The organism is Clostridium sp. AF02-29 (assembly GCF_934835585.1).
Classification (GTDB): Bacteria; Bacillota; Clostridia; order Lachnospirales; family Lachnospiraceae; genus Otoolea; species Otoolea fessa.
This window is the reverse complement of sequence record NZ_CAKVZK010000042.1, coordinates 1-22,870: the sequence shown is the minus strand read 5'-3', so window position 1 is coordinate 22,870 and position 22,870 is coordinate 1. Positions and strand designations below refer to the sequence as shown.

Sequence of the window (22,870 nt, the reverse complement as noted above, 5' to 3'; positions counted from 1 at the left end):
TCCACTGTATTTACATAATATATAGCGTAAATTAGGGGGTAAATATTTCCACCAGAATCAGCACTAACTCAATGACCCCCACACCATCCTCGTCCATCAGAAACGATTTTACTTCTCTTACCAGATACGCTTTATCCATATACTTTTTCTCCTTTCTCCCCATTTTTCAGATCCCAAACGCCAGAAACGCCGGGACTGAAACCATCACCATAATAATCATCAACATCAAAAACAATGGAAGCATCAGCTTTGTGGATGCCTCTTCCCCCCGGCGTCTTGCCAGTGCTTTCTCTTCTTCAAACGCCGACTCCATCTCTGTCTCCAGCGCCTTTCGAAGTCCTTCTGCCCCATTTCTGACATTCTGCTCCAAAAGCCCGGAAAGCTTCCGGTACGGTCTCAGGCGGCAGCCCGCACCAAATTCCGCATATGCCTGTAGTTCCGGGACACCGCGCTGCATCCGGTGATATGCCGCTGCCATTTCCCGGTATGCCGCCCGCTCCGTCTGTGTTCCCGCCCGGCATGCCGCCTCGTATTCCAGCACAATCCGCTCCCATGCCCGGCGGACCGGAAGCCCCGCCCCGGAAAATACAGTCAGCTTTGATACAATCTCCGGATAATCTTCCATCAGCTCCCGCTTTTTCTTCTTTTTCGCCTCACTCTCCTTCTGTTTTTCATAAAGAGGAAGCAGAATTGCCGCCGCAATCCCCAGCACCGGAAACAGCAGATATTCCCTGTCTCCGCGCACCCGGTAAGATAAATTCTTCCCCTCATACATCTTTGGCAGAACCAGCTGCCCTTCCGTTCTCTGCGCCTCATCCATCTGCTTTAACAGCCGCTTAAAACCTGCCTCTTTTTCCTGCTGCTTCGTCCGAAGCGGCGGATATAGCGTGACCGGAAACCGGTACTCCCGGCTGAATACCCCCGCCTGCAGGGATGCGGTCAGTTCTGTCTGAATCCCCTTCTCCGGACATTCTTCATTTAAAACTGTCCCATCCGTCTGAATCCATTCCGCATCCTCCGGTGTCCAGCGGACCCGGATGCCCTCTTCTTCCAGCCAGCCGACGAGATGTAGATCTTCCCTTACCTCCTGCAGGGACAGATTGTTTCCCCGAATTAAATCCGCCAGTTTACCTCCCGCCTCCAGCAATGCTTTTTTTGCATCCTCTTCCGCATATTCCCGCTCTCCGAGCGAAATTTCCACCGGAATCTCCTTCTCGCACAGTCCGCGCACCCACACTTCCTGCTGCCGTTCTCCTTCTCCGTATGCATAGCGGTTCAGCCGGTTCCCATCTTCCAGCGCCCCATCCCGTTTTTCCACCAGATATCCCGCAGCTGCCAGAATTATCCCCAAAAGAATGCATAAAACCTGCTTTTTCCCCATTTTACCCATGCTGTTTCACACCTCAATCTGAAGAATTTTCCCCGATACCCTCCATGCCAGCAGATAGACCACCAGACACCCTGTCATCACCACCCGCCCCACCGCTGTCTCATACATCTGTGAGAAAAAGCCCGGCGATGACAAATCCACGTAGAGCACGATCAGGTACGGCATCAGGTTCATAATTCTCTGTTCAAACTGCTTTTCTGCCGTCATCGTGAGAATTTCCTCCCGCACCTGAATGCGATCCGAAATCACGTGAACGACATGGTGAACCACGCTTGCCAGCTCGCCCCGGCTCCGTTTGGATACAGTAAAAATAACAGAGAAATTTTCCACCTCATCCAGACCGCTCCTCTTCGCAAAGGAAGAAAGCAGCGCCTCCACGGTCCGGTTCATTTTAAGCTGGCTTGCCAGATATGAAAACTCACGGGTAATCATCCCTTCTTTTCCGTATTGTTCTTCCAGATCGCGCACGCTCGCAATAAACGCATTTTCCACCGAATAGCCTGCAGCCAGCGCCGAAGCCACGATCTGAATCGCTTCCTTAAACTGGAGCCGAAGCTCCTCTTTTCTCCGGCGGCAGAGCTCCCGCCTCTTAAAAAACGGCCGCAGCATCCCCGCCGGAAGCATCAGAACGAACGCCAGAAATGAACGGTAGAATACATATGCCGTCACGGCGCACACCGCTGTTCCCTCCAGAAGGTAACGTATCCACTCCTGCCCCGTCAGGTGGTAAACCCGGTAATCAGAAAGCACTTCCTCCCGTGAATCTGCGCCGCCCTTCAAATCTGCCAACCTGGACAAGTGCTCCTTCCACCTGTCCGGAAGCTGTCTCCCCGCTTTCCTGAAACTGATAGATGGGAGAAAGGCGGATTTCCCCATTTTCATAGCCTATCACCTCCGTGATCTCCAGCACCTTCCGGCTCCGGTCCCGCATCCGCCCGACATGGACCATCAGATCGAGTGCTGAACCGATCTGGCTCCGGACCGCCGCAAGCGGCAGCTCTGCTGCCATCAGAACCATCGTTTCCAGTCTTGAGAGCATATCTTTGGCGCTGTTTGCATGTCCGGTTGAGAGCGAGCCATCGTGTCCCGTATTCATCGCCTGCAGCATTTCCAGCGCCTCGCCGCCCCGGACCTCCCCAACGATGATGCGGTCCGGACGCATTCGGAGACTCGCCCGGATCAGATCGCGCATGGAAATCTCCTGCGAACCATCCCGGTTTTCTACCCGTGTTTCCAGGCTGACAAGATTCGTTACATGGCGGATTTGAAGCTCTGCCGAATCCTCGATCGTAATGACGCGGTCCTCCTGTGGAATATAGCCGGACATGGCGTTTAAGATCGTCGTTTTTCCCGATCCGGTTCCGCCGCTGATAAAAATATTGAGTCCCCGCTCGACCGCTTTCTGCAAAAATGCCGCTGCCTCCCGGCTGATACTTTTTAACTCAATCAGACGTTCCATCGTGATCGGTTCCGGGAACTTCCGGATCGTTAAAATCGGCCCATTTAACGCCACCGGTGCCAGCACCACGTGGACACGAGAACCATCTTCCAGTCTCGCATCCGCAATCGGGGATGCCAGATTGACCGTCCGGTTGACACGGCTTACAATCTGCTGAATCAGATCCTCTAGCTGCCCTACCGAATCAAAGTGCTTTTCTAACTCTTCCACACGCCCCTGCCGCTCGACAAAAATGTGCTCCGTGCCATTTACCATGATCTCCGTGATCGTCGGATCATCGACCAGCTCCTGCAAAATATCCAGCCGTCTGAATGAATCAAACAGCTCTTTTCTCAAACAAAGCCGCTCTTTTAACGGCAGATACGCCCCTTCTGCCGCTTCCAGAATCGCCATGTCGATCAGGTCGCGCAGCTCCTCATCCTCCACCTGCATACGGCTCTCCATCTGCTCCATCAGACGCTGCCTCAAAACCATTTTCTGCTCCTGCATACTTCCCCCTGCCAGTTGTTTCTCTCACAACCGTTTACTCTTTAGAATGACTGGCAAAATCCCGCTCAATTTATCCCTGTCAAAAGACTTTGCCCTTCTAATTTAACCCACAATGAACATTATCCGCCCACACTGCTTCCCCGCAGCAGCTGCCGGACATAATCACCCAGTTCTCCCCATAAGAGCTGGTCAATATAATCGCCCCGTCCAAAACTGCCGTGATACGGAAGCTTCAGGCGTTTAATACGTTCCCTTAGCATGCCATTTCCTGTCTGTGAAAAATACTGCTCCAGCTCCTTAAGCTTTGCCAAAGACACCGGATCTTCCCGGATCGGCATATAAATTACCCGGCACAGCTTCATTACCGAAAGCGCCGTCCTGCGCCCGCTTCCTATATCCACTACCAGCGTATCATACGCACTCTCCCCGGCAATTGCCCGTATAAGCCCCGCGATTGCCTCCTCTCCCGCCTGATCCAGATCCTCCGGATAGCGCACCGGCGGAATATAATCCAGCTCCCCCATCGTGTGGACAACGCTGCTCAAACGAAGCGAATTATAGCTTCCACCATTGTAAAAATACAACAGATCCGACAAATCACTCTTATATTCTTCTTTCATCAAAACCGACAGACCGGAAAATTCCTCCAGGTTCAGATACAGCACCCGCTCCTCCTGTGCCAAAAGTTTTCCCATTGTCAGGGCAAACGAGGTCTTTAAACACCGTCCAACCGGCGAATACACTCCCAAGACCTTCGCCAGCCCCCGCCCGGACACCTCCGGCAGCTCCCCCGGGCTTTCCCCATACCAGGTCATCACGTCGCGCACAATCGCATCGCTGGACTGGTATTTGTAAACACAGGGAACTGACGGACTGACCGGTTTTCCCCCATTATCCGATAAAAGAATAACCTTTTCCGCCCGGATGGACTCCTTTTCTTCCGCCGGAACATGCTCGCCCAACAACAGAAGCTTTACCGGATGTTCCGCCGCAAATGCCCGCAGCCGCTCGATCGAGCTGAACGCCACCACCTCAAACGGTATTTTTTCCTTCTGGTTAACTACCTCTGCAAACCGCGCCGCATAGACCGGATCCACATCATACACCGCCAGAATATGCTTCATCGCACCGCCACCTCCCTAATCACAAGCCATTTTCCTTACAGATACCGAATCAGCTCCGCCCCAATCACTCCCAAAAACAGGCACGGTGCCAGACAAAAAGATGCCTCTTTTCCATCCCGCGCTTCCAGATAGTACGGCTCGACGCTTCCCCCAAGCGCGAATCGGTACAAATAAAACACAAGATATGTAAGCCGCTGCCTGGCAATCCCACGCCGGATAAGTAATACGAGCGACCATATTCCGGCAGCTGCCAGCCCGCACAGGAAAATCCGCCCGCCCTGCCGCAGCCCGGCGGCACCAAACAGGACGGCTGCCATTTTGATGTCCCCCGCACCTATCATGCGAAACAGATACAAAGGGAACAGGACAATCAGTAAACTCCCGATACGAATCAAATATCCACAAGTCTCGCCAATCCCCATCATAAGCGCCGCCCCATATCCCGGCAGCCGCCCGTCCCATCCGGCCGTATATCCCATCTTCATCCCCAGGCCAAACCGAATCAAAAGAAACAACAGGCCGCCAAGCAGAAGCATCCCATTGGGAATACGGCGTTTTTTCAAATCCCAAAACGCACAGCAGCCAGTAAACAACAGCAGCAAAAAGGTCAATCCATCCCCTCCTTCTCTTTCGCATACATGAAACGAACAATTTCTGCACAGTATGTCCTCTTTTCAAAACTCCTGCCGCAAACGATAGCTGCCAGTCCTGCGCCAGCTTTTACCGCCACCTTTTTCCATTCATTTCCTGTATGCACTTCAAACATTCCTGAAAAATTATCGAACATTTCTCTGAACTTAACTTTTAGAATCTTAATAATAGATCAACGGGAAATCCGGATTCCCGTGACAGATGGAAGAACCCATCCATGAATGTTCCTCCATTATGAACAGTTTTTGGTCAAAAGTCAATCCCAAAACACCCGAAATATGCGCCAAAAACATCTCAAAAACTTTGTGCATCTGAACCCATTATTTTAGCTAGACAATTTCGTCATTTGAAAATAATTGCCAAAATATCTCTTTATTTTTTATCTATAAATACCCATTCCAGCAATTTCCTTTCCATTGACTGACGAAACAAAAAATGGTAAAATACTATTAGTTTAAATTTTTAAACCATTATAGAAGGAGGAGCCGCGATGAAAAAAGGAACAGAACTTAAACAGCATTTTCATACCTGTATGCCTCTTTTTATCGCACTGGGCGATGAAATACGGCTGACGATCATCGAAGCGCTGACGGACGAAGCCCTCACGGGACGCAAAAAAAACAACCCTATGAACACAAATCAGCCGGATAAAAACGATGACCGTCCAATCAGCCTGCCCAATCAGCCCCGTCCGCATGGCTTAAACGTCCGGGAGATCACCGAACGGACCAGCCTGTCGCGCCCGGCAGTTTCCCACCATTTGAAGATCTTAAAGACAGCCGGGCTGATCGATGTCCACCGGGAGGGAACCTGCAATTACTATTATCTCTCAATCGAAGACAGCACCCGGAAACTGATGCAGCTCGGACATCTGCTGGAATCCGTGCTTTCCATGGACGCCTGAACCAGGATGCATATCTTTCCATTTTCTGAATATACTGATCGTTGTACCAATTTATAGGATTCAGAAAGAGAGCATCAAACCATGAAGCACAACCGCACCCACTGCTCCGGGATCACCAGCACGGACATTTTTTCCGCCCACCCTGCCCCGGAGCTGCTGACAGAACTGCGACAGACCATGAGCACGATCAACACCGTTTTCAACCATTTTGAAGAGGTCGTCGATCCGACTCTGATTGACTGCTATATCTACGAACTGAAAGCCGCACACCTCCGGTATCAGTTCCTTTTACGACATATTAAACAACAGGAAAATACCATTTAACCGCCACAAGGAGGAATTTTCTCATGACAGCCTGGTACGACAAAGCCACCTTTTACCATATGTATCCTCTGGGAATGACCGGATCGCCGTTTGCCAATCCCTATCCCGTCTCCGATGGGGCAGCGGATGGCACAAACAGGGACGTTTCCGCCGATTCCCGCATGGACGAACTGATGCTGTGGATTCCCTATTTAGAGAGTCTGCATATTTCCGCAATCTATATTGGACCGCTGTTTGAATCATCCACGCACGGCTATGATACCCGCGATTTCCGGCTCATCGACCGGCGGCTGGGAACCAACGGCTCGTTCCGATCTTTCGTGGACTGCTGCCATGAGCATGGCATCCGCGTCGTCGTGGACGGCGTATTCAACCACACCGGTCGCGAATTTTTCGCCTTCCGCAACCTGCAGGCGCACCGTGACCAGTCCCCTTACGCCGGATGGTACAGGAACGTCAATTTCGGCTGGGGCAGCCCGCTCGGCGATTCCTTCGGTTACGAATCCTGGCACGGCATCTGGGAGCTTCCCTGCTTAAACCACGGAAACCCGGAAGTGCGGAACTATCTGCTTGACACTGTCCGTTTCTGGGTGCAGGAATTTGACATCGACGGTATCCGCCTCGACTGCGCGGGCGATCTTTCCTTTGAATTTATGCAGGAACTGCGCCGGCTGGCAAATGAAATCAAGCCGGAATTCTGGCTGATGGGTGAAGTCATCCACGGCGAATACGCCCGCTGGGTCAATCCGCAGATGCTTCATTCCGTCACCAACTACGAGATGCACAAAAGTATCTATTCCGCGCACAACGACCACAATTATTTCGAACTGGCACACAATGTCCGCCGCCTCGAAGCAGTGGGGCGGGATCTCTACACCTTTGTGGACAACCACGACGAAGACCGGATCGCAAGCAAACTGTTAAATCCGGCACATCTTGCGCCGCTTTACACGCTGCTGTTCACTCTTCCGGGCATTCCATCCATCTATTATGGAAGTGAATGGGGCATTCAGGGACGCCGCGGACACAACTCTGATACGGAACTCCGTCCGAGAATCCTGCCGCCGAGACCGCTTGCAGAAGAAATGCAGACCAGCGACGGACAAAACACAGGCATACGCACAAATGGCAACTGCCAGAGCTTTTCGAGCGCCACAGGCACAAACATACACGCAGGCGCAAACACCTGCTGCCAGACCTCTTCAAGCACCACAGACTCAAACACAGATACCAACGCAGGCACCGTGACACCGCTTACACTTCTGATCCAGAAACTCGCCGCCATCCACGCCGCCGAACCGGCGCTTCACGGTGGGCGTTATCAGGAACTTCTGCTGACAAACCGGCAGTACGCATTTGCCAGACACGGTGACCACCAGGCGATCCTTACCGCTGCCAACAACGATGACAACGCCGCTTATTTACAAGTTCCGCTTCCATTCCACACGACAGCGGAACAAGCTACGGATCTGATTACCGGAAAATCGTTTTTGATCGATAAGAATACAAACAAAATTCAGATAGAATTAGAGGGTAACAGCGCTGTTATTCTCGGAATCACGGAGGGGTAACCTTATGAAAAAAGCAGCTTCCACTACTAAACGAACCACATCGAAAAAACCAAAGACAGAGGGACTCGGCGTGATCGGCGAGCTTGACCGGTATCTCTTCGGAGAAGGCCGCCACTACCAGCTCTACCACAAGCTGGGCGCACACCCTTATACATATCGCGGACAGGACGGCTACTATTTCGCGGTCTGGGCGCCGCACGCAGCCGCCGTCAGCCTGGTCGGCGACTTCAACGCCTGGAATCCGGATGCAACCCCGATGAAGCCGGTCGCAGACAGCGGCATTTACGAGCTCTTCGTACCGGGACTTGGCGTAGGACAGCTCTACAAATTCGCCATCACCACGCACACGGGAACGATTTTATTTAAGGCAGATCCATATGCATTTTCGGCAGAATACCGTCCAGGAACCGCTTCCGTGACCGCCGATATCCGCGGCTTCAAATGGAACGATTCCAAATGGATGGAATCGCGCGCGGGCACCGATCCGGTCAAGGCGCCAATCTCTATCTACGAGGTTCACTTAGGATCCTGGAAAAAGAAAAACCGCCCGGAAAAGGACGGTTATTACACTTACATGGAAGCCGCGCATGAGCTGGCTGACTATGTCCTGGAAATGGGCTACACCCATGTAGAGCTCATGGGAATCGCCGAACATCCGTATGACGGCTCCTGGGGCTATCAGGTAACCGGCTATTTTGCCCCGACCTCCCGCTACGGAACCCCGGCGGAATTTATGTATTTCGTCAATTACTTACATAAAAAAGGCATCGGTGTCATCCTAGACTGGGTTCCGGCGCATTTTCCGAAGGATGCACATGGACTTGCCGATTTCGACGGACAGGCGCTCTATGAGTATGCCGACCCGCGCAAAGGCGAGCACCCGGACTGGGGTACCAAGGTCTTTGATTATGCCAAAAACGAGGTATCCAATTTTCTGATCGCCAACGCGCTCTACTGGCTCGATGAATACCACATCGACGGTCTGCGCGTGGACGCCGTCGCCTCCATGCTTTACTTAGACTATGGACGCCAGGACGGACAGTGGGTACCAAATAAATATGGCGACAACAAAAACCTCGAAGCCATCGAGTTCTTCAAACATTTAAACAGCGTGATCCGCGGCCGGAAGGACGGCGCCATCATCATTGCCGAGGAATCCACCGCCTGGCCGAAGGTTACCAAGAGCCCGGAGGAGGACGGTCTTGGATTTACCTTCAAATGGAATATGGGCTGGATGCATGACTTCCTCGAATACATGAAGCTCGACCCGTATTTCCGTAAATTTAACCACAACAAAATGACCTTCGGCATCACCTACTGCACCAGCGAAAACTTCATTCTGGTGCTCTCGCACGACGAGGTCGTCCACCTCAAATGCTCGATGATCAACAAAATGCCGGGCGAATACGAGGATAAATTTGCCAACCTGAAAGTCGGCTACACTTTCATGCTCGGACATCCGGGCAAGAAACTTCTCTTCATGGGACAGGATTTCGGTCAGTTCCATGAATGGGATGAAAAAGTCTCCCTCGACTGGTACCTTACGAAAGAGCCGTTCCATGCCGACCTCCAGAATTATGTGAAAGGGCTTTTGACGCTCTACCACAAATATCCGGCGCTCTACCGCCTGGACGAGGAGTATGACGGCTTCCAGTGGATCAACGCCAACGACGGAGACCGCAGTATTTTCAGCTTTATCCGCCGCGATGAAACACAGAAAAAGAATCTTCTCTTCATCTGCAACTTCACCCCGGTAGACCGCGACGATTACCGCGTCGGCGTTCCGAAACGCGGCACCTACACGCTGCTGCTTGACCAGGAACACGGCTACTACAAGCGCGGCGATAAGATCAGCCATTACCGCTCCATCAAGAGCGAATGTGACGGACAGCCATACTCCTTTGCGTACCCGCTTCCGGCGTATGGAACTGCGGTGTTCCGGTTCTCATAAAATAATGTTCCTATGAATTCAAAAAACCTGCCGCAGACAGACTGTTTATATGGGGGGATACAGTCTGCCTGCGGCAGGTTTTATTTATACGGGTTCTGATTCGTGACCCAATCAATTTTATCCGCGGATCGCCGCTTCCAGCTGCTTCAGCGCTTTCTCCACCGTCGCCCGCGGGCATGCGATATTGATCCGCTCGAAGCCCTCGCCGTCCGGTCCGAACATCGCGCCGCTGTCCAGCCACAGATGTGCCTTGTCCACGATCAGATGTTCCAGCTCTTTTTCATTCAAATGAAGCGCCTTAAAATCCAGCCACAGAAGGTAGGTTCCCTCCGGCTCGATCAGACGGATTTCCGGCAGATGCTCTTCCAGATACGCCTTCACAAACTTCCGGTTCTCCTCCAGATACGCTTTTAGCTGTGCAAGCCACTCCGCGCCCTCTTCATACGCCGCCTGGCATGCTACCAGTCCCATCAGACCGACCTGGCTGTAGCCTGCCGCCGCGATCTCCTTTAAGAGTTTCTTCCGAAGCTCTGGGTTCGGCACAAAGATATTGGAAATCTGCAGTCCCGCCAGATTGAACGTCTTAGATGGTGCCGTGCAGATCAGGCAGTTCTGCTCAAACTCTGCACCCAGCTTCGCAAATACTGTGTGCGGATGTCCCTCGCGGGTAAAATCACTGTGGATCTCATCGCTGACCACGAGCACACCGTGACGCAGGCAAATCTCGCCAACCCGGCGCAGTTCTTCCTCGCTCCAGACACGTCCGACCGGGTTGTGCGGACTGCAAAGCAGGAACAATTTGACCTTATTTTCCACGATCTTCGTTTCCAGATCATCCAGATCCATCGTATAATAGCCATCCGTGATTTTCAGCGGGCTGTTGACAATCTTACGCCCATTATCCGTAATTACTTCCGAAAACGGATAGTACACCGGCTGCTGAAGCAGTACGCCGTCACCTTCCTTTGTATACGCCCGGACAGCCGCCGCCAGCGCGAATACAACGCCCGGTGTCTTCACCAGCCACTCCGGTTTCGTCTCCCAGCCAAAGCGCTCCCGGTACCAGTTCTGGACTGCCGCAAAATAGCCCTCTTTTCCATCACTGTAGCCGAAAATGCCATGTTTTACTGTCTCTTCCAGCCGCTCTAAAATCGCCGGAGCCGTCTGAAAATCCATATCAGCCACCCAAAGCGGTAAAATATCCGCTGGTTTTCCTCGCTCGATGGCAAAATCATATTTTAAACAGTTGGTACCATGCCGGTCCACCACTTTGTCAAAATCGTATTTCATGCATTTTCCTCCCAATCCATCGTTCCTGTCAATGAACAGTTTTCACTCTGGCGTCCTGTCATCCATGTCCATATCCCACTGCCCATGCAAAACCGATACCAAACATATCTATCCTCTTTTTACGCTAACGCCTGCTCCAAATCCGCAATCAGATCATCCACATTTTCAATACCGACAGACAGACGTAAAAATGTCTCCGTAATTCCAAGACGTTCCCGGATCTCAACCGGCACATCGCCGTGTGTCTGCAGCATCGGATAGGTAATCAGGGACTCCACGCCGCCCAGACTCTCCGCATAGGAAATAAGCTTCACGCGCTCCAGCACCTTTCTCGCCGTCTCCTCTGTATCAGTGCGGAACGAAATCATGCTGCCCGCGCCGCGGCTCTGTTTTTGGTTGATCTCATACCCCGGATGCTCCGGAAGTCCTACATAGTAGACATCCGTTACTTTTTTCTGCTCTTTCAGCCAGCTCGCGATCTTCATCGCATTCTCCTGCTGCCGTTCCACACGCACTGACAGAGTCTTGATGCCGCGCAGGACTAAGAAAGAATCAAACGGAGAAAGTCCGCTTCCGATCGTCTTGAACAGATACCGGATCTGCTCTGCCAGCGCCTTGATCGGCGTACATAAAAATCCAGCCAGCGTATCATTGTGACCGCCTAAAAACTTCGTGCCGCTGTGGACAACCAGATCCGCGCCCTGCGCGATCGGATTCTGCAGATACGGGGACAGGAAGGTATTGTCCACGATCAGAAGCAGTCCGTGCTTCGTCGCCAGACGGCTCATTTCCGCCAGATCGGTCACCTGCATCGTCGGGTTGCTCGGTGTCTCGATGTAGAGTGCCTTCGTCTGATCCGTGATCGCCTTCTCAACCGCCTCCACATCGGCTGTATTTACATAGGAAAATGAAAAACCGCGCTTCTTTTCCAGTGCCTCAAAAATACGGACAGAACCGCCATACAGATCCTCGGTACATACAAAATGGCTGCCACTGTCAAACAGCTCCATCATCAGCGAGATCGCCGCCATACCGGATGTGCAGGCAACGGTATCAACCGCTCCTTCCAGCGCCGAAACAGTCTTTTCCAACTCGTCTCTGGTCGGGTTGCTCTCACGCGTATAATTATGACCGGTCGATTCCCCAATACCCGGGTGGGCAAAAGTCGCCGTCTGGTAAATCGGTACTGAAACAGCGCCAAAAGAATGGTTTTTAGAAGTTTCCGGATCTCCGCAAATACAAGTTGTCTCTATCTGATAAGCCACGATGTCATCCTCCTGTGTCTATTTGCTATATCAGCAAATTTGTTTTTTATATATTTTTCTTATTTCATATTGTTTTAATTGGTTTATCAGTGATTGTAATGCGGAATTCCTACTTTGTCAATAGGAATTCCATGCAGTCCGCCATTTTCCCGGGCGTTTTCCTTCCTCAGCGCAAAAACCTATCAAAGTACATTTTTTGTTTTTTCACAGAACGCACCTTCCAAACAAATAAAGAAAAGGTCAGAATCAATGACATCTTCCCACATTTCAGAAATATATCATCCATTCTGACCGCTTTAAATGGCTGCAGTTCTCGCTCCCCTTACCAGTAGGTTTCACTTTTCATCAACCACACGCTAATTTTTACCAAATTACACTCTTAATTTCCTTTGCAGACTTCCTCTAGAAAATACCGGTGCACCGTCACATCCTCATTCAATTCCGGATGAAATGCCGTCGCAAACTGGTTTCCCTGTCTGGCTGCGACTATCTTTCCATCCACTGTCGCCAGCACCTTAACATTTTCCTGAAGCGAAGCGATGTACGGCGCGCGGATAAAAGTCATCGGAATCGTCCCCAGACCGGCAAATTCAGCCTCCGTGTAAAAACTTCCAAGCTGACGCCCGTAGGCATTCCGCACCGCCGACACATCCATCGTCGCAAAGCACGGCGTTCCGCCCTCGATCTCCTTGGCCAGAAGCAGAAGCCCCGCGCACGTTCCATACACCGGAAGCCCTGCCGCAATCTTTGCCCGAAGCGGCTCATAAAGCCCCAGCTCATCCAGGAGCTTGCGCATCGCGGTGCTCTCACCGCCCGGCAGAATCAGTCCGTCCATCGGCCGCTCCAGATCCGGAAGCTGCCGGATCTCAAACGCCTCTGCGCCCAGTTTCCGTACCATGGCAATGTGTTCGGCAAACGCGCCCTGCACCGCCAGCACGCCTATCTGTTTTTTCTCCATCTTACTGTCCCCGCTCTGCCATCAAAATCGCAATCTCATTCTCATTGATACCAACCATCGCCTCGCCCAGATCCTCAGAAATCGCAGCAAGTAATTTTGCATCCTTGTAATTCGTTACTGCCTGCACGATCGCCGACGCACGTTTCTCCGGATTGCCTGACTTGAAGATACCAGATCCAACAAAGACTCCCTCTGCGCCCAGCTGCATCATCAGAGCCGCATCCGCCGGGGTAGCCACGCCGCCTGCCGCGAAATTGACAACCGGGAGGCGTCCATTGTCATGTACATAGCGGAGCAGATGAACCGGAACTTTTAACTGTTTTGCTGCCTCGTAAAGCTCATCCTCACGCAGGTTCTGAACCCGGCGGATCTCCGAATTCATCGCACGCATATGGCGGACTGCCTGTACGACATCGCCCGTTCCCGGCTCGCCCTTGGTACGGATCATCGAAGCACCTTCCTCGATCCGGCGCAGCGCCTCTCCCAGGTCTCTCGCACCGCAGACAAACGGAACCTTGAACTGTGTCTTGTCAATATGGTACACATCATCCGCAGGAGATAATACCTCGCTCTCATCGATATAATCAATCTCGATCGCTTCCAGAATCTGCGCCTCCACAAAATGACCGATCCGGCACTTCGCCATAACCGGAATCGAAACTGCCTCCTGAATGCCGCGAATCATCTTCGGGTCACTCATACGGGACACACCGCCCGCTGCCCGGATATCCGCCGGAATCCGCTCCAGCGCCATAACCGCACACGCGCCTGCCGCCTCCGCGATCTTCGCCTGCTCCGGGGTTGTGACATCCATGATAACGCCGCCCTTTAACATCTGTGCCAGCTGTTTATTCAGTTCATAACGATTCTCTGCCATTTTTATTCCTCCCGTGGTTGAATATGATTTTTCTTTGTAAGCCAAGCGTCCTTACGATCCTTGCAATCAATACCCGAATCCACTGAATCATTCACAGGCAAGCGCCTCTTCTGCCTTTCTATTCTGCCTTGCGAAAAACAATTCACTGACATTCTGTATTTTTACATTCATTTCCGCATCAACTTAGTAGGAATTATAACAAAAACTGTACTGATTAAAATATACACTTTTAAATATTTTAATCAGTACAGTTTGTTCTTTTCTCAAATCTTATTCTATTTTTCTTTTATCTGCACAAACCAGAGCGCCCTAGCATTCCACCAACGCCACTCCACTTACCCATTTTTCAGCTTTCCGTTTGTGTCTACGCCTCTTCCGCCTCCAGCAGCGCCTGGTACACATCCCGCTTCGAAACCCCGCGGTCCTTCGCCACCAGCTTCATCGCTTCCTTGCGGCTGTTTCCCTGTGATTCATAATGTTCCATATGCTCTTCCAGGGACATCTGCTGCCAGCGCGCCTGATCCTCCGCCTCGATCTCCTGGACGGATTTGCCCTCGATGACGATCACGCACTCGCCCTTCGGCTCATTTTCCGTATAATACGCCACCGCCTGCGAAAGCGTCGTCCGGAATGCCGTCTCGTATTTCTTCGTCAGCTCCCGGCAGATGGACGCCTTTCTATCCCCCAGCGCCTCGTAAAGCTCCGTGAGAGTCCGCAGAAGGTGGTGCGGCGCCTCGTAAAGCACAATCGTGCGCGTCTCATTCTGAAGCTCTGCAAGCACCCGCTGGTGCTCCTTCTTGTCCGTCGGAAGAAATGCCTCAAAACAGAACCGTCTCGTCGGAAGTCCCGAAATAATCAGCGCCGTAACACACGCCACCGCTCCCGGAAGCGCGGTTACTTTAATTCCCGCCTCGCAGCACTGGCGCACCAGCTCCTCGCCCGGATCCGAAATACCCGGCGTCCCGGCGTCCGTGATGCAGGCAATATTCATGCCCGATTTCAGCTTCTCCACCAGCACACGCGCCTTCTCGACCTTATTGTACTCATGGTAGCTCGTCATCGGTGTATGAATATCAAAATGATTCAGAAGCTTAATACTGTGCCGCGTGTCCTCCGCCGCAATCAGATCCACCTGCTTTAACGTCTCCAGTACCCGGAATGTGATGTCATCCAGGTTGCCGATCGGCGTGGCACACAAATATAATGTTCCTTCCATCGTTCTCCTATTCCATTAATACCCGTAAATATCATAAATCTCATCCGTATACACGCCCGGCTCTTTGTACACAATGATCGGCTTTTCCACTGTCATCAGCGCGCCGCCGCCGCGCACCGCCTCGATGAGAACCATATTTGCCTCTTTATCTGCAAACGGATGGACAAATTTCATCCGCTTCGGCTCCAATTTCTGACTTTTCATCGCCATCAGAATCTCAATGAGCCGTCTCGGACGGTGCACCATATAGAGTCGTCCGCCGGGACGAAGTGCCGAAGCCGCCGCGCGCACGACATCCTCCAGATTGCAGAGAACCTCATGGCGGGCAATCGCCTTGGGAAGATCGGGATTTTTCAGCCCATGGCTGTCGTTCATGTACGGCGGGTTCGTCGTTACCACATCAAAGGATGCCTTCTCAAACAGCGTCGGAACCTCCTTGATATCGCCCTGCACGATCGAAACCTTATCTTCCAGCCTGTTGAGCGCCACACTCCGGGATGCCATCTCCGCCATCTCCGCCTGGATCTCCAGACCTGTAAAATGGCTTCCTTCCGTCTTTGCCTCCAGAAGAATCGGGATAATACCGGTTCCCGTTCCCAGATCAAGCGCTTTCTCGCCCGGCTTTACCGATGCAAACCCGGACAAAAGCACCGCGTCCATGCCAAAACAGAACCCGTTCGTCTTCTGGATGATCCGGTATCCGTTCCGCTGCAGTTCATCGATCCGCTCGCCCTCTTTAATTATCATCCAGCTTCGACTTTCCTTCCTTTTTCTCCAGTGCCTCCAGCGCTTTCAGCTCCGCATCGTTGACATTTCCCCTGTCACGGCGGCGCTTCGGCTTAAACTTGAGCTGATCCACACGGTAATCACGGATCTCCTTCTCATCCCGTCCTACCGTCACAACCACCTTTACCTGCTGGCGCAGGACGCTGACGCTGTGAACCTCGCCTTTCAGCCCGTCATCCGTTGTGACGTAATCGCCGACACTCGGCAGATGGCTGTTCAGATCCTCATACGTCTCTTCCTCGTATTTCAGGCAGCACATCAGACGACCGCACACACCCGAAATCTTCGTCGGATTTAAGGACAGATTCTGCTCTTTTGCCATCTTGATTGAAACCGGAATAAACTCCGATAAATATGAATGACAACAGAGCGGACGACCACAGATACCGACGCCACCCAAAATCTTCGTCTCATCCCGGACGCCAATCTGGCGCAGCTCGATCCGCGTCTTAAAGACTGCCGCCAGATCCTTGACAAGCTCACGGAAATCGATTCTTCCATCCGCCGTAAAATAAAACAGCAGCTTATTGTTATCAAAGGTGTATTCTGCATCGATCAGCTTCATCTGCAATTCATGCTTGCGGATCTTTTCCTGACAGATCTGGAATGCCTCATGCTCTTTTTCTTTATTCTTCCGTTCCAGCTCCTCGTCATTCTTCGTCGCCATACGAATGACCGATTTCAGCGGCTGGATCACCTTCTTCTCATCCACCTCGCGGACGCCAAGAACCACCTCTCCGAACTCGATTCCGCGGGCGGTCTCCACGATCACATGGTCGCCCATCTTGATTTCCATCTGCGCCGGATCGAAGTAATATACCTTTCCGGCCTTGCGGAACCGGACTCCGATTACCTTTATCATAAATTTAATTCTCCTTCATCGTCAAAAGCATCAGCTCCAGCGCCAAATCGGTGTTGACGTTAGCATTCAGCCGGACTTTTGCCTTTTCAATCGCACTCAATATCTCTTCCAGCCCCTCATAGGAACTCTTCTGGCAGCAACTGCTGACCGCTGAATACTCATCCTTAAAGATCAGCGAATTCATGTCCTTTGTGACCTTAAACATCAGAATATCCCTGTACCAGAGCTGCATGAAATCCAGGCACTCATACAGATCCAGATTGTCCTCCTGCAGCTTGCGGATATAATCCAGAAGCATCGGAATATCCATGTCCTTGATATTTTTAAGCAGCGTCAGCACCTCTCGGTACAAAAGTGCAAACTCCTCCGAAGAGGCGAGATGAATCGCTTTTCCTAAATTTCCTCTCGCAAACGCCGCATAAATATCCGCCTGACCATCCGAAACGCCCATTTTCTCCGTCAGGTAATCGCTTACCACCGAATCCTTGAGCGGACGAAGTTTCAACTGGATACAGCGGGACAGGATCGTCGGCAGAAATACCTCCGGGTTCGTCGTGATAAGCACCAGCACCGCATAGGCCGGCGGCTCCTCAATCGTCTTTAAAAGAGCGTTCTGCGCCTGCACCGTCATTTTCTCCGCCTCATCGACCAGATATATCTTATATGGACTGCTGTACGGGCGGATCGAAACCGTATCATTGATCTGAATCCGGACATCATCGACACCAATGCTCGCCGGTTTCTCATGTGTCACCCAGATCACATCCGGATGATTGCCCGACAAAAACTGCTTACAGGAATGGCATTCCATGCACGGCTCCGTCCCATGTTTCTCGCACAAAAGCGTCATGGCAAATGCCTTCGCGATCGTCTTGCGTCCCATTCCTTCCTCGCCCGACAATATGTAAGCATGTGAAACTCTCTGATACCCGATCGCCTTCTGAAGGTGCTCTTTTATCTTCTCATGTCCAATAATATCGTGAAAACCTGCCATCTTGATGCTCCTTTCAGGGCTGGACTATGGACTCTGGATTTTAATTCTAAAATCATTTCAATCGTATGGATCGGTTGGGATCCCTTCTATCATGCCCTTCTTTTATTATTTGTAAATCTCTATCATCTTAGTATAACACAAGATTTAACCTCTGCCTAGTGCGATGAAATTCCGAATTTGTTACTGTTCACGCATACGTGCCCAGTAACGGAATTTGCCGTGGCTTCGCATTTAAATACGGCAAATTCCTGCTGCCACCACGTTTTCTTACGGCACTTTCGGTTCCAAAAGTGCCAATCCGTGAGCCCGAATTTCCCTTACCAACGTATCCACACACGCTTCCAGCTCGCGGTTTTCAAACCGGTTTTCCGCCCGGATCCCACATTTTTCCATATTTTCGGCACTGAAATCTGCCTCATCCGCCAGGAAACGGCGGCACAGCTCCGCATACTTTGGCTCTGTCTGCTGCCGTTCCCGGTCAAGCGCACGCTGAAGGCGTTCACCGTCCTCCACCTCAATGTAAAGCGGCACCAGTGCATACGCGCCGAAATAATTACGCGTCCCCTCATACGATTCCAGCGTCCCGATCATGAAATAATCATGCGATCCCAGATCGATCTGCCCATCGTCCACCGTTGCATAACTCCACGGTCCATAAATAGTCTGGTAGGTTCTCTTTTCAATGATCTTTCCCTGTTTCTCCAAATCCGCAAGCCTTTTTCCGGTCACAAAATAATACTCCACACCGTCCCGCTCGCCTGCCCGGATCGGTCTGGTCGTATACGGCACCACCGTCCGGATCTGCGGCAGCCGCTCTCTCAATATCTTATAGATCGTGTCCTTCCCGGACGCGCTCTTTCCCATCACGTAAAATATATGTCCCATCTTCCTATTATGCCTTTCCAGCCAGTATTTTCACACGCATTCCATCGTATATATAAATCCGATTTTTCTCTGTTTCTTATGGCAAATGTGCGAACCTGGTAAATCAATACCTGACATTTTCTAAATAACAACCTCTATCCACAAATTCAATTTGTCTGGTTTTTCACAAATTCCTTCCACCGTAAGTCCCAGCCTCCAAGCTTCACGAATCCGCAAGATCTCCCGTTTTCCAATCCGCTCTCCCGGCATCAGCATCGGCACCCCCGGCGGATAAATGGTAACGCAGGTCCGCGCCGCCCTTCCTTCCGCCTCCTCAAGCGGCACCAGCATGCCATCCCCATGCCATGCCTGCCAGGGGAGACACATCTGCTGCGGATAGTTTTCTGAATCATTTTCTTGGTTCGGTTTCTGATTCGATTGTGCTCCCGAAAACGGTTCCTGCCTGCCTTGTTTTGCATCTTTCAGCCCAACACTTTCCGCCTCCAGCTTTTCCACCCGCGCATCCAGCTCCAAAAGTGCCCGCTCCAGACGCGAAAATCCTTCCTCCGTATCCATAAACGAAGTCATCAGAAGCACATACCGCCCGCTCGACATCTCCGCCTCCAGATGATACTCTGTCCGCAAAACCTCTGCCAGTCTGGTTCCCGTCATAAAATCTGGAAATAGCACCAGTTTTGACGGATCATATCCATACACACCTGCCGCACCACAGATTTTCTCTTTCAGAAGCCGGAAATGTTTTAGCTTCGCCAATTTTTCCCGGAGTTCCCGCAATCGCGCGCCATACCGCGCCATCTCCCCGGCTCCTTTTTCTGCCATATACCGGACGCAGTTCTCCATCGACGCAATCAGAATATACGACGGGCTGGAACTCTGGTAAACCGATAAATACTGTTCCACCTTCTTCGCATCCAGAATCTGGCTTTTCAGATGCAGAATCGCCGTCTGTGTCAGAGATGGAAGCGTCTTGTGAAGACTCTGGATCACCAGGTCCGCCCCCTCCTGTAACGCCCCATCCGGGAAATAGTTCCCATCCCCAAACGGCAGATGCGCGCCGTGCGCCTCGTCCACAATCAGCGCCGCTCCATGCCGGTGCGCCGTCGCTGCAATCCCCTGGATATCCGACACGATCCCCTCATAGGTCGGGGAAGTCACAAACACCGCCCGGATCTCCGGATGCTCCAAAAGTGCTCGTTCCACCTGCTCTGGCTCGATCCCTCCCGGAATCTGAAACTCCGGCACCTCCTCCGGATATAAATATACCGGTTCCAGCTGGTTTAAAATCACCGCGTGATACGCCGATTTGTGGGAATTTCGAGCCATGAGGATTTTTTCCCCCGGCTTCATCGCCGCCGCGATCGCCGCCAGAATCCCGCACGTACTGCCATTCACCAGATACCAGCTCCGGTCTGCTCCGTACACCGCAGCCGCCGAATTCATCGACTCTTTCAAAATATCTTCCGCATGATGCAGGTTGTCAAATCCATCAATCTCCGTGATATCCACCGAAAATGGATTCGGAACGGAAGTTATCCCCATTTTCACCTGGCGTTTGTGCCCCGGCATGTGGAACGGGTAGGCATCCGACGCCGCATAGGTGGATAAACGTTCTAAAAGCGGAACTTCCGGACGTAGGATGATTGTTTCCGACCGCATTTTCCTGTCTTTATTCACTTTTTCTTCTTCCTTCTGTTTCTCTCTTTTTTCGTTCATATCTTATTTCTATCCGCTGCACCGCATCCCAGAAGCATTTCATTTCCCTGAAAACAACTTTTTAAAATTTTATTTCTATCTTTTATAAAAAACTACCGCAGTATCTGATCGCCATCCTTGACACAAAGATTTTTCTTCACACCTAATGTTACCATCCATCCACGGACAATCGGCGTCTTATACGAACCAGCGCCCGCGACGCCATCCTGCACATTATCCCAGAGCCAGTCCGGCGTCGGCCATAAGCAGACCTCCGGTGAAATTTCCTGGTAGAGCTCCTCTTCCACGCCTCTCTGCCCATGGTGCGCCATCTGTAGCACATCCGATTTCAGTTCCTCCTGCGTATGATTGGCAAGAAAATCTTCCCCTGCCTGCCAGCCCATATCACCCAAAAACAGGATCCGTTTTCCGCCCATCTCCACGCGGTACGCGACCGAGCTGTTATTAAAACTATTTTCCGTGCAGGCAAATGGCTCGTTCATCACTGTGATCTCCGCGCCCGCCACTGAAATCTTCTGCCCTTTCGTAAGCGTCCCGCATTTTTCTGCTTCCGGCAGTTTCGCAATCGCTTCCGTGATCCGATCATAACACTCCAAATCTGAATCCCGTCTTGAAACCTGCTCCTGACCTAAAAATTCTTTATTCAGAAATGAATAATACACCTTACCGATCGAGATCGGCATCGGATCCATGTTTAAAATCTCCGTGATCGCCCCCACATGATCGCTGTGCGGATGGGTTAAAAGCCATACATCCACATGACCGCCCAACTCCTGAATAACCTCAATCAAATGCGGTGCATCGACATCACGACCGCCGTCTACCACGATCACCGCGCCTTCCTTCGTCTTCATAACGCAGGAGAGGTTCTGCCAGATATCCGCACACGCTAAAAGCCGAAGCTCTCCCCCGTCCAGATACGGCTCCTCCACGCCCGGCTCCGCCGCCTCCGCCGCAGCTAACGCTTCCATTTCTGCCGCCGACTGCTGTTCCCCCAGGTTATCTAAATCAATCGGCTGATCTGGATTTTCTCCATTTTCATCTCGGACAGCCTCCCGCTCTGTACTGTCCACGATTGCTACCGTTCCGGCTGTCTCCGGATAGTTCGTGAACCGGCGGCTACATCCGCTCAAGTTCAAAAGGAACGTCATGCCAAGCGCCGCCGCTGCATATAAATATTTCCAGCGTTTCTGTTTCATCTTGTTTGGCTCCATTTTTCTTCTCCATTTTAAAATTTCTGCATTTGCCTATTTCTATTCTTACTTCCATTTTGGTTTTCTATTTGCTTCTGTTTTCAATCAATTATAACAGCTGCCATATCCGAAAACAAGAAATTATATATTCAAGAAAGACTCCTGTCTGAATGGCTTTTTTACTTAACATGAATGTTAAACGAAGTTTCCTATTTCTTCTTCGCGCGAGTGCACATCATTGGCACGTTAGTGCCTTTTTGTGTAATAGAAAATTCCTTGGAATTCCCTATTACACAAAAAACCGCCACACTGTCTCCAGTGTGACGGCTTCTCATCTTCATGAGGCATCGGGGATTCGAACCCCGGACAACTTGATTAAAAGTCAAGTGCTCTACCGACTGAGCTAATACCCCATATGCCCAGAACCGGAATCGAACCAGTGACACGAGGATTTTCAGTCCTCTGCTCTACCAACTGAGCTATCTGGGCGTAATGGTTATTTGATTTTATGCGGATTAAAAGTTTGCTTGTCGCTTTTTTTAGTCCGAAGTGCTCAGCTCAAGACCTGCGGTCTTTCGCTTACGGCATTCGCCGTATACATCTAAAAATATATCTGTTAAAAAACATGCAAGCATGTTTTTAACTTCTATATTTTTATCTGTGCACTTCTCATTGCATAAAAAAATTGCGGGGGCAGGATTTGAACCTGCGACCTTCGGGTTATGAGCCCGACGAGCTTCCAGACTGCTCCACCCCGCGCTAATTCTTACTCTATTATTATATACAATTTCTGGAAAAATACAACCATTATTGTAAAAATAATAATGGATGGAGGTGGATTCGAACCACCGAAGCGAGACGCAACAGATTTACAGTCTGCCCCCTTTGGCCACTCGGGAACCCATCCATTTTAAAAAGCCGATGATCGGACTCGAACCGATAACCTGCTGATTACAAATCAGCTGCTC

General features: G+C 51.3%; 20 protein-coding genes and 4 tRNA genes. 4 read left to right on the top strand and 20 right to left on the bottom strand.

The window, feature by feature from the left end; genetic code table 11:
• Window positions 1–166: 166 nt before the first annotated feature.
• The 5 genes from PUQ60_RS10195 to PUQ60_RS10175 all read right to left on the bottom strand — a co-directional run bounded on the left by PUQ60_RS10195 (window position 167) and on the right by PUQ60_RS10175 (window position 5,073).
• The gene (locus PUQ60_RS10195; protein ID WP_273380557.1) at window positions 167–1,390 is read right to left on the bottom strand and encodes a hypothetical protein; all 1,224 of its coding nucleotides are present in this window, start codon (window positions 1,388–1,390) and stop codon (window positions 167–169) included.
• A 6-nt stretch (window positions 1,391–1,396) separates the two neighbouring features.
• The gene (locus PUQ60_RS10190) at window positions 1,397–2,179 is read right to left on the bottom strand and encodes a type II secretion system F family protein (protein ID WP_243022012.1); all 783 of its coding nucleotides are present in this window, start codon (window positions 2,177–2,179) and stop codon (window positions 1,397–1,399) included.
• Window positions 2,130–3,338: a CpaF family protein gene (locus tag PUQ60_RS10185; RefSeq protein WP_337539572.1), complete on the bottom strand. Its 1,209-nt coding sequence runs from the start codon at window positions 3,336–3,338 to the stop codon at window positions 2,130–2,132. Before PUQ60_RS10185 ends, PUQ60_RS10190 begins: the two co-directional genes overlap by 50 nt.
• 119 nt (window positions 3,339–3,457) lie before the next feature.
• Entirely contained in the window at window positions 3,458–4,462 is a 1,005-nt protein-coding gene (locus PUQ60_RS10180; protein ID WP_022360412.1) for a hypothetical protein, read from the bottom strand.
• 35 nt (window positions 4,463–4,497) lie between these two features.
• On the bottom strand, window positions 4,498–5,073 hold the full coding sequence (locus tag PUQ60_RS10175) for a prepilin peptidase (RefSeq protein WP_273380555.1): 576 nt from the start codon (window positions 5,071–5,073) through the stop codon (window positions 4,498–4,500).
• A gap of 530 nt (window positions 5,074–5,603) precedes the next feature.
• On the opposite strand from PUQ60_RS10175, the gene PUQ60_RS10170 reads away from it, so the two are divergent.
• The 4 genes from PUQ60_RS10170 to glgB all read left to right on the top strand — a co-directional run bounded on the left by PUQ60_RS10170 (window position 5,604) and on the right by glgB (window position 9,863).
• Window positions 5,604–6,017 (top strand): metalloregulator ArsR/SmtB family transcription factor, encoded by a 414-nt coding sequence (locus PUQ60_RS10170; protein ID WP_273380553.1) that lies wholly within the window; start codon window positions 5,604–5,606, stop codon window positions 6,015–6,017.
• Window positions 6,018–6,098: 81 nt separating this feature from the next.
• The gene (locus PUQ60_RS10165) at window positions 6,099–6,341 is read left to right on the top strand and encodes a YaaL family protein (RefSeq protein ID WP_273400855.1); all 243 of its coding nucleotides are present in this window, start codon (window positions 6,099–6,101) and stop codon (window positions 6,339–6,341) included.
• A gap of 23 nt (window positions 6,342–6,364) precedes the next feature.
• The gene (locus PUQ60_RS10160; RefSeq protein WP_273380549.1) at window positions 6,365–7,912 is read left to right on the top strand and encodes an alpha-amylase family glycosyl hydrolase; all 1,548 of its coding nucleotides are present in this window, start codon (window positions 6,365–6,367) and stop codon (window positions 7,910–7,912) included.
• Window positions 7,913–7,916: 4 nt separating this feature from the next.
• A complete protein-coding gene (glgB, locus tag PUQ60_RS10155) occupies window positions 7,917–9,863 on the top strand; it encodes a 1,4-alpha-glucan branching protein GlgB (protein WP_270487884.1) in 1,947 nt (648 codons plus the stop codon).
• 117 nt (window positions 9,864–9,980) lie between these two features.
• On the opposite strand, the gene PUQ60_RS10150 is transcribed toward glgB, so the two are convergent.
• The 15 genes from PUQ60_RS10150 to PUQ60_RS10080 form a co-directional block, all read right to left on the bottom strand.
• Window positions 9,981–11,153, bottom strand: a complete 1,173-nt coding sequence (locus PUQ60_RS10150) for a MalY/PatB family protein (RefSeq protein ID WP_273380547.1) — start codon at window positions 11,151–11,153, stop codon at window positions 9,981–9,983.
• Window positions 11,154–11,272: 119 nt separating this feature from the next.
• A complete protein-coding gene (locus PUQ60_RS10145) occupies window positions 11,273–12,418 on the bottom strand; it encodes a PLP-dependent aspartate aminotransferase family protein (protein ID WP_273380545.1) in 1,146 nt (381 codons plus the stop codon).
• 379 nt (window positions 12,419–12,797) lie between these two features.
• Window positions 12,798–13,376, bottom strand: coding sequence for a pyridoxal 5'-phosphate synthase glutaminase subunit PdxT (gene pdxT, locus PUQ60_RS10140; RefSeq protein WP_022360404.1), 579 nt, complete (start codon window positions 13,374–13,376; stop codon window positions 12,798–12,800).
• A 1-nt stretch (window position 13,377) separates the two neighbouring features.
• Window positions 13,378–14,253, bottom strand: coding sequence for a pyridoxal 5'-phosphate synthase lyase subunit PdxS (gene pdxS / locus PUQ60_RS10135; RefSeq protein ID WP_107001769.1), 876 nt, complete (start codon window positions 14,251–14,253; stop codon window positions 13,378–13,380).
• A gap of 364 nt (window positions 14,254–14,617) precedes the next feature.
• Entirely contained in the window at window positions 14,618–15,469 is an 852-nt protein-coding gene (gene rsmI / locus PUQ60_RS10130; RefSeq protein WP_107001770.1) for a 16S rRNA (cytidine(1402)-2'-O)-methyltransferase, read from the bottom strand.
• Window positions 15,470–15,484: 15 nt separating this feature from the next.
• Window positions 15,485–16,216, bottom strand: coding sequence for a tRNA1(Val) (adenine(37)-N6)-methyltransferase (locus PUQ60_RS10125; RefSeq protein WP_273380543.1), 732 nt, complete (start codon window positions 16,214–16,216; stop codon window positions 15,485–15,487).
• Window positions 16,206–17,117, bottom strand: a complete 912-nt coding sequence (locus tag PUQ60_RS10120; RefSeq protein WP_022360400.1) for a stage 0 sporulation family protein — start codon at window positions 17,115–17,117, stop codon at window positions 16,206–16,208. Before PUQ60_RS10120 ends, PUQ60_RS10125 begins: the two co-directional genes overlap by 11 nt.
• A gap of 4 nt (window positions 17,118–17,121) precedes the next feature.
• Window positions 17,122–18,111: a DNA polymerase III subunit delta' gene (holB, locus tag PUQ60_RS10115; RefSeq protein ID WP_022360399.1), complete on the bottom strand. Its 990-nt coding sequence runs from the start codon at window positions 18,109–18,111 to the stop codon at window positions 17,122–17,124.
• Between the two features lie 267 nt (window positions 18,112–18,378).
• On the bottom strand, window positions 18,379–18,996 hold the full coding sequence (locus PUQ60_RS10110; RefSeq protein ID WP_273381465.1) for a guanylate kinase: 618 nt from the start codon (window positions 18,994–18,996) through the stop codon (window positions 18,379–18,381).
• Window positions 18,997–19,116: 120 nt separating this feature from the next.
• The gene (locus tag PUQ60_RS10105) at window positions 19,117–20,709 is read right to left on the bottom strand and encodes an aminotransferase class I/II-fold pyridoxal phosphate-dependent enzyme (protein WP_273381466.1); all 1,593 of its coding nucleotides are present in this window, start codon (window positions 20,707–20,709) and stop codon (window positions 19,117–19,119) included.
• Window positions 20,710–20,801: 92 nt separating this feature from the next.
• Entirely contained in the window at window positions 20,802–21,923 is a 1,122-nt protein-coding gene (locus PUQ60_RS10100; protein ID WP_273381467.1) for an MBL fold metallo-hydrolase, read from the bottom strand.
• A 319-nt stretch (window positions 21,924–22,242) separates the two neighbouring features.
• Window positions 22,243–22,315 (bottom strand) — tRNA-Lys (locus tag PUQ60_RS10095).
• Between the two features lie 3 nt (window positions 22,316–22,318).
• A tRNA-Phe gene (locus PUQ60_RS10090) sits at window positions 22,319–22,391 on the bottom strand.
• Between the two features lie 196 nt (window positions 22,392–22,587).
• Window positions 22,588–22,661, bottom strand: a tRNA-Met gene (locus tag PUQ60_RS10085).
• A gap of 66 nt (window positions 22,662–22,727) precedes the next feature.
• A tRNA-Tyr gene (locus PUQ60_RS10080) sits at window positions 22,728–22,809 on the bottom strand.
• Between the last annotated feature and the right edge of the window lie 61 nt (window positions 22,810–22,870).

What these genes read in the sequence shown, in the direction of transcription:
- PUQ60_RS10165 (WP_273400855.1), top strand. Translation starts at nt 6,099, where the DNA reads ATGAAGCACAACCGCACCCACTGCTCCGGGATCACCAGCACGGACATT.
- PUQ60_RS10180 (WP_022360412.1), bottom strand. Translation starts at nt 4,462, where the DNA reads ATGAAGCATATTCTGGCGGTGTATGATGTGGATCCGGTCTATGCGGCG.
- PUQ60_RS10105 (WP_273381466.1), bottom strand. Translation starts at nt 20,709, where the DNA reads ATGAACGAAAAAAGAGAGAAACAGAAGGAAGAAGAAAAAGTGAATAAA.
- holB (WP_022360399.1), bottom strand. Translation starts at nt 18,111, where the DNA reads ATGGCAGGTTTTCACGATATTATTGGACATGAGAAGATAAAAGAGCAC.
- PUQ60_RS10120 (WP_022360400.1), bottom strand. Translation starts at nt 17,117, where the DNA reads ATGATAAAGGTAATCGGAGTCCGGTTCCGCAAGGCCGGAAAGGTATAT.
- PUQ60_RS10100 (WP_273381467.1), bottom strand. Translation starts at nt 21,923, where the DNA reads ATGGAGCCAAACAAGATGAAACAGAAACGCTGGAAATATTTATATGCA.
- PUQ60_RS10125 (WP_273380543.1), bottom strand. Translation starts at nt 16,216, where the DNA reads ATGATAATTAAAGAGGGCGAGCGGATCGATGAACTGCAGCGGAACGGA.
- pdxT (WP_022360404.1), bottom strand. Translation starts at nt 13,376, where the DNA reads ATGGAGAAAAAACAGATAGGCGTGCTGGCGGTGCAGGGCGCGTTTGCC.
- rsmI (WP_107001770.1), bottom strand. Translation starts at nt 15,469, where the DNA reads ATGGAAGGAACATTATATTTGTGTGCCACGCCGATCGGCAACCTGGAT.
- PUQ60_RS10160 (WP_273380549.1), top strand. Translation starts at nt 6,365, where the DNA reads ATGACAGCCTGGTACGACAAAGCCACCTTTTACCATATGTATCCTCTG.
- PUQ60_RS10110 (WP_273381465.1), bottom strand. Translation starts at nt 18,996, where the DNA reads ATGGGACATATATTTTACGTGATGGGAAAGAGCGCGTCCGGGAAGGAC.
- pdxS (WP_107001769.1), bottom strand. Translation starts at nt 14,253, where the DNA reads ATGGCAGAGAATCGTTATGAACTGAATAAACAGCTGGCACAGATGTTA.
- PUQ60_RS10150 (WP_273380547.1), bottom strand. Translation starts at nt 11,153, where the DNA reads ATGAAATACGATTTTGACAAAGTGGTGGACCGGCATGGTACCAACTGT.
- PUQ60_RS10195 (WP_273380557.1), bottom strand. Translation starts at nt 1,390, where the DNA reads ATGGGTAAAATGGGGAAAAAGCAGGTTTTATGCATTCTTTTGGGGATA.
- PUQ60_RS10170 (WP_273380553.1), top strand. Translation starts at nt 5,604, where the DNA reads ATGAAAAAAGGAACAGAACTTAAACAGCATTTTCATACCTGTATGCCT.
- glgB (WP_270487884.1), top strand. Translation starts at nt 7,917, where the DNA reads ATGAAAAAAGCAGCTTCCACTACTAAACGAACCACATCGAAAAAACCA.
- PUQ60_RS10185 (WP_337539572.1), bottom strand. Translation starts at nt 3,338, where the DNA reads ATGCAGGAGCAGAAAATGGTTTTGAGGCAGCGTCTGATGGAGCAGATG.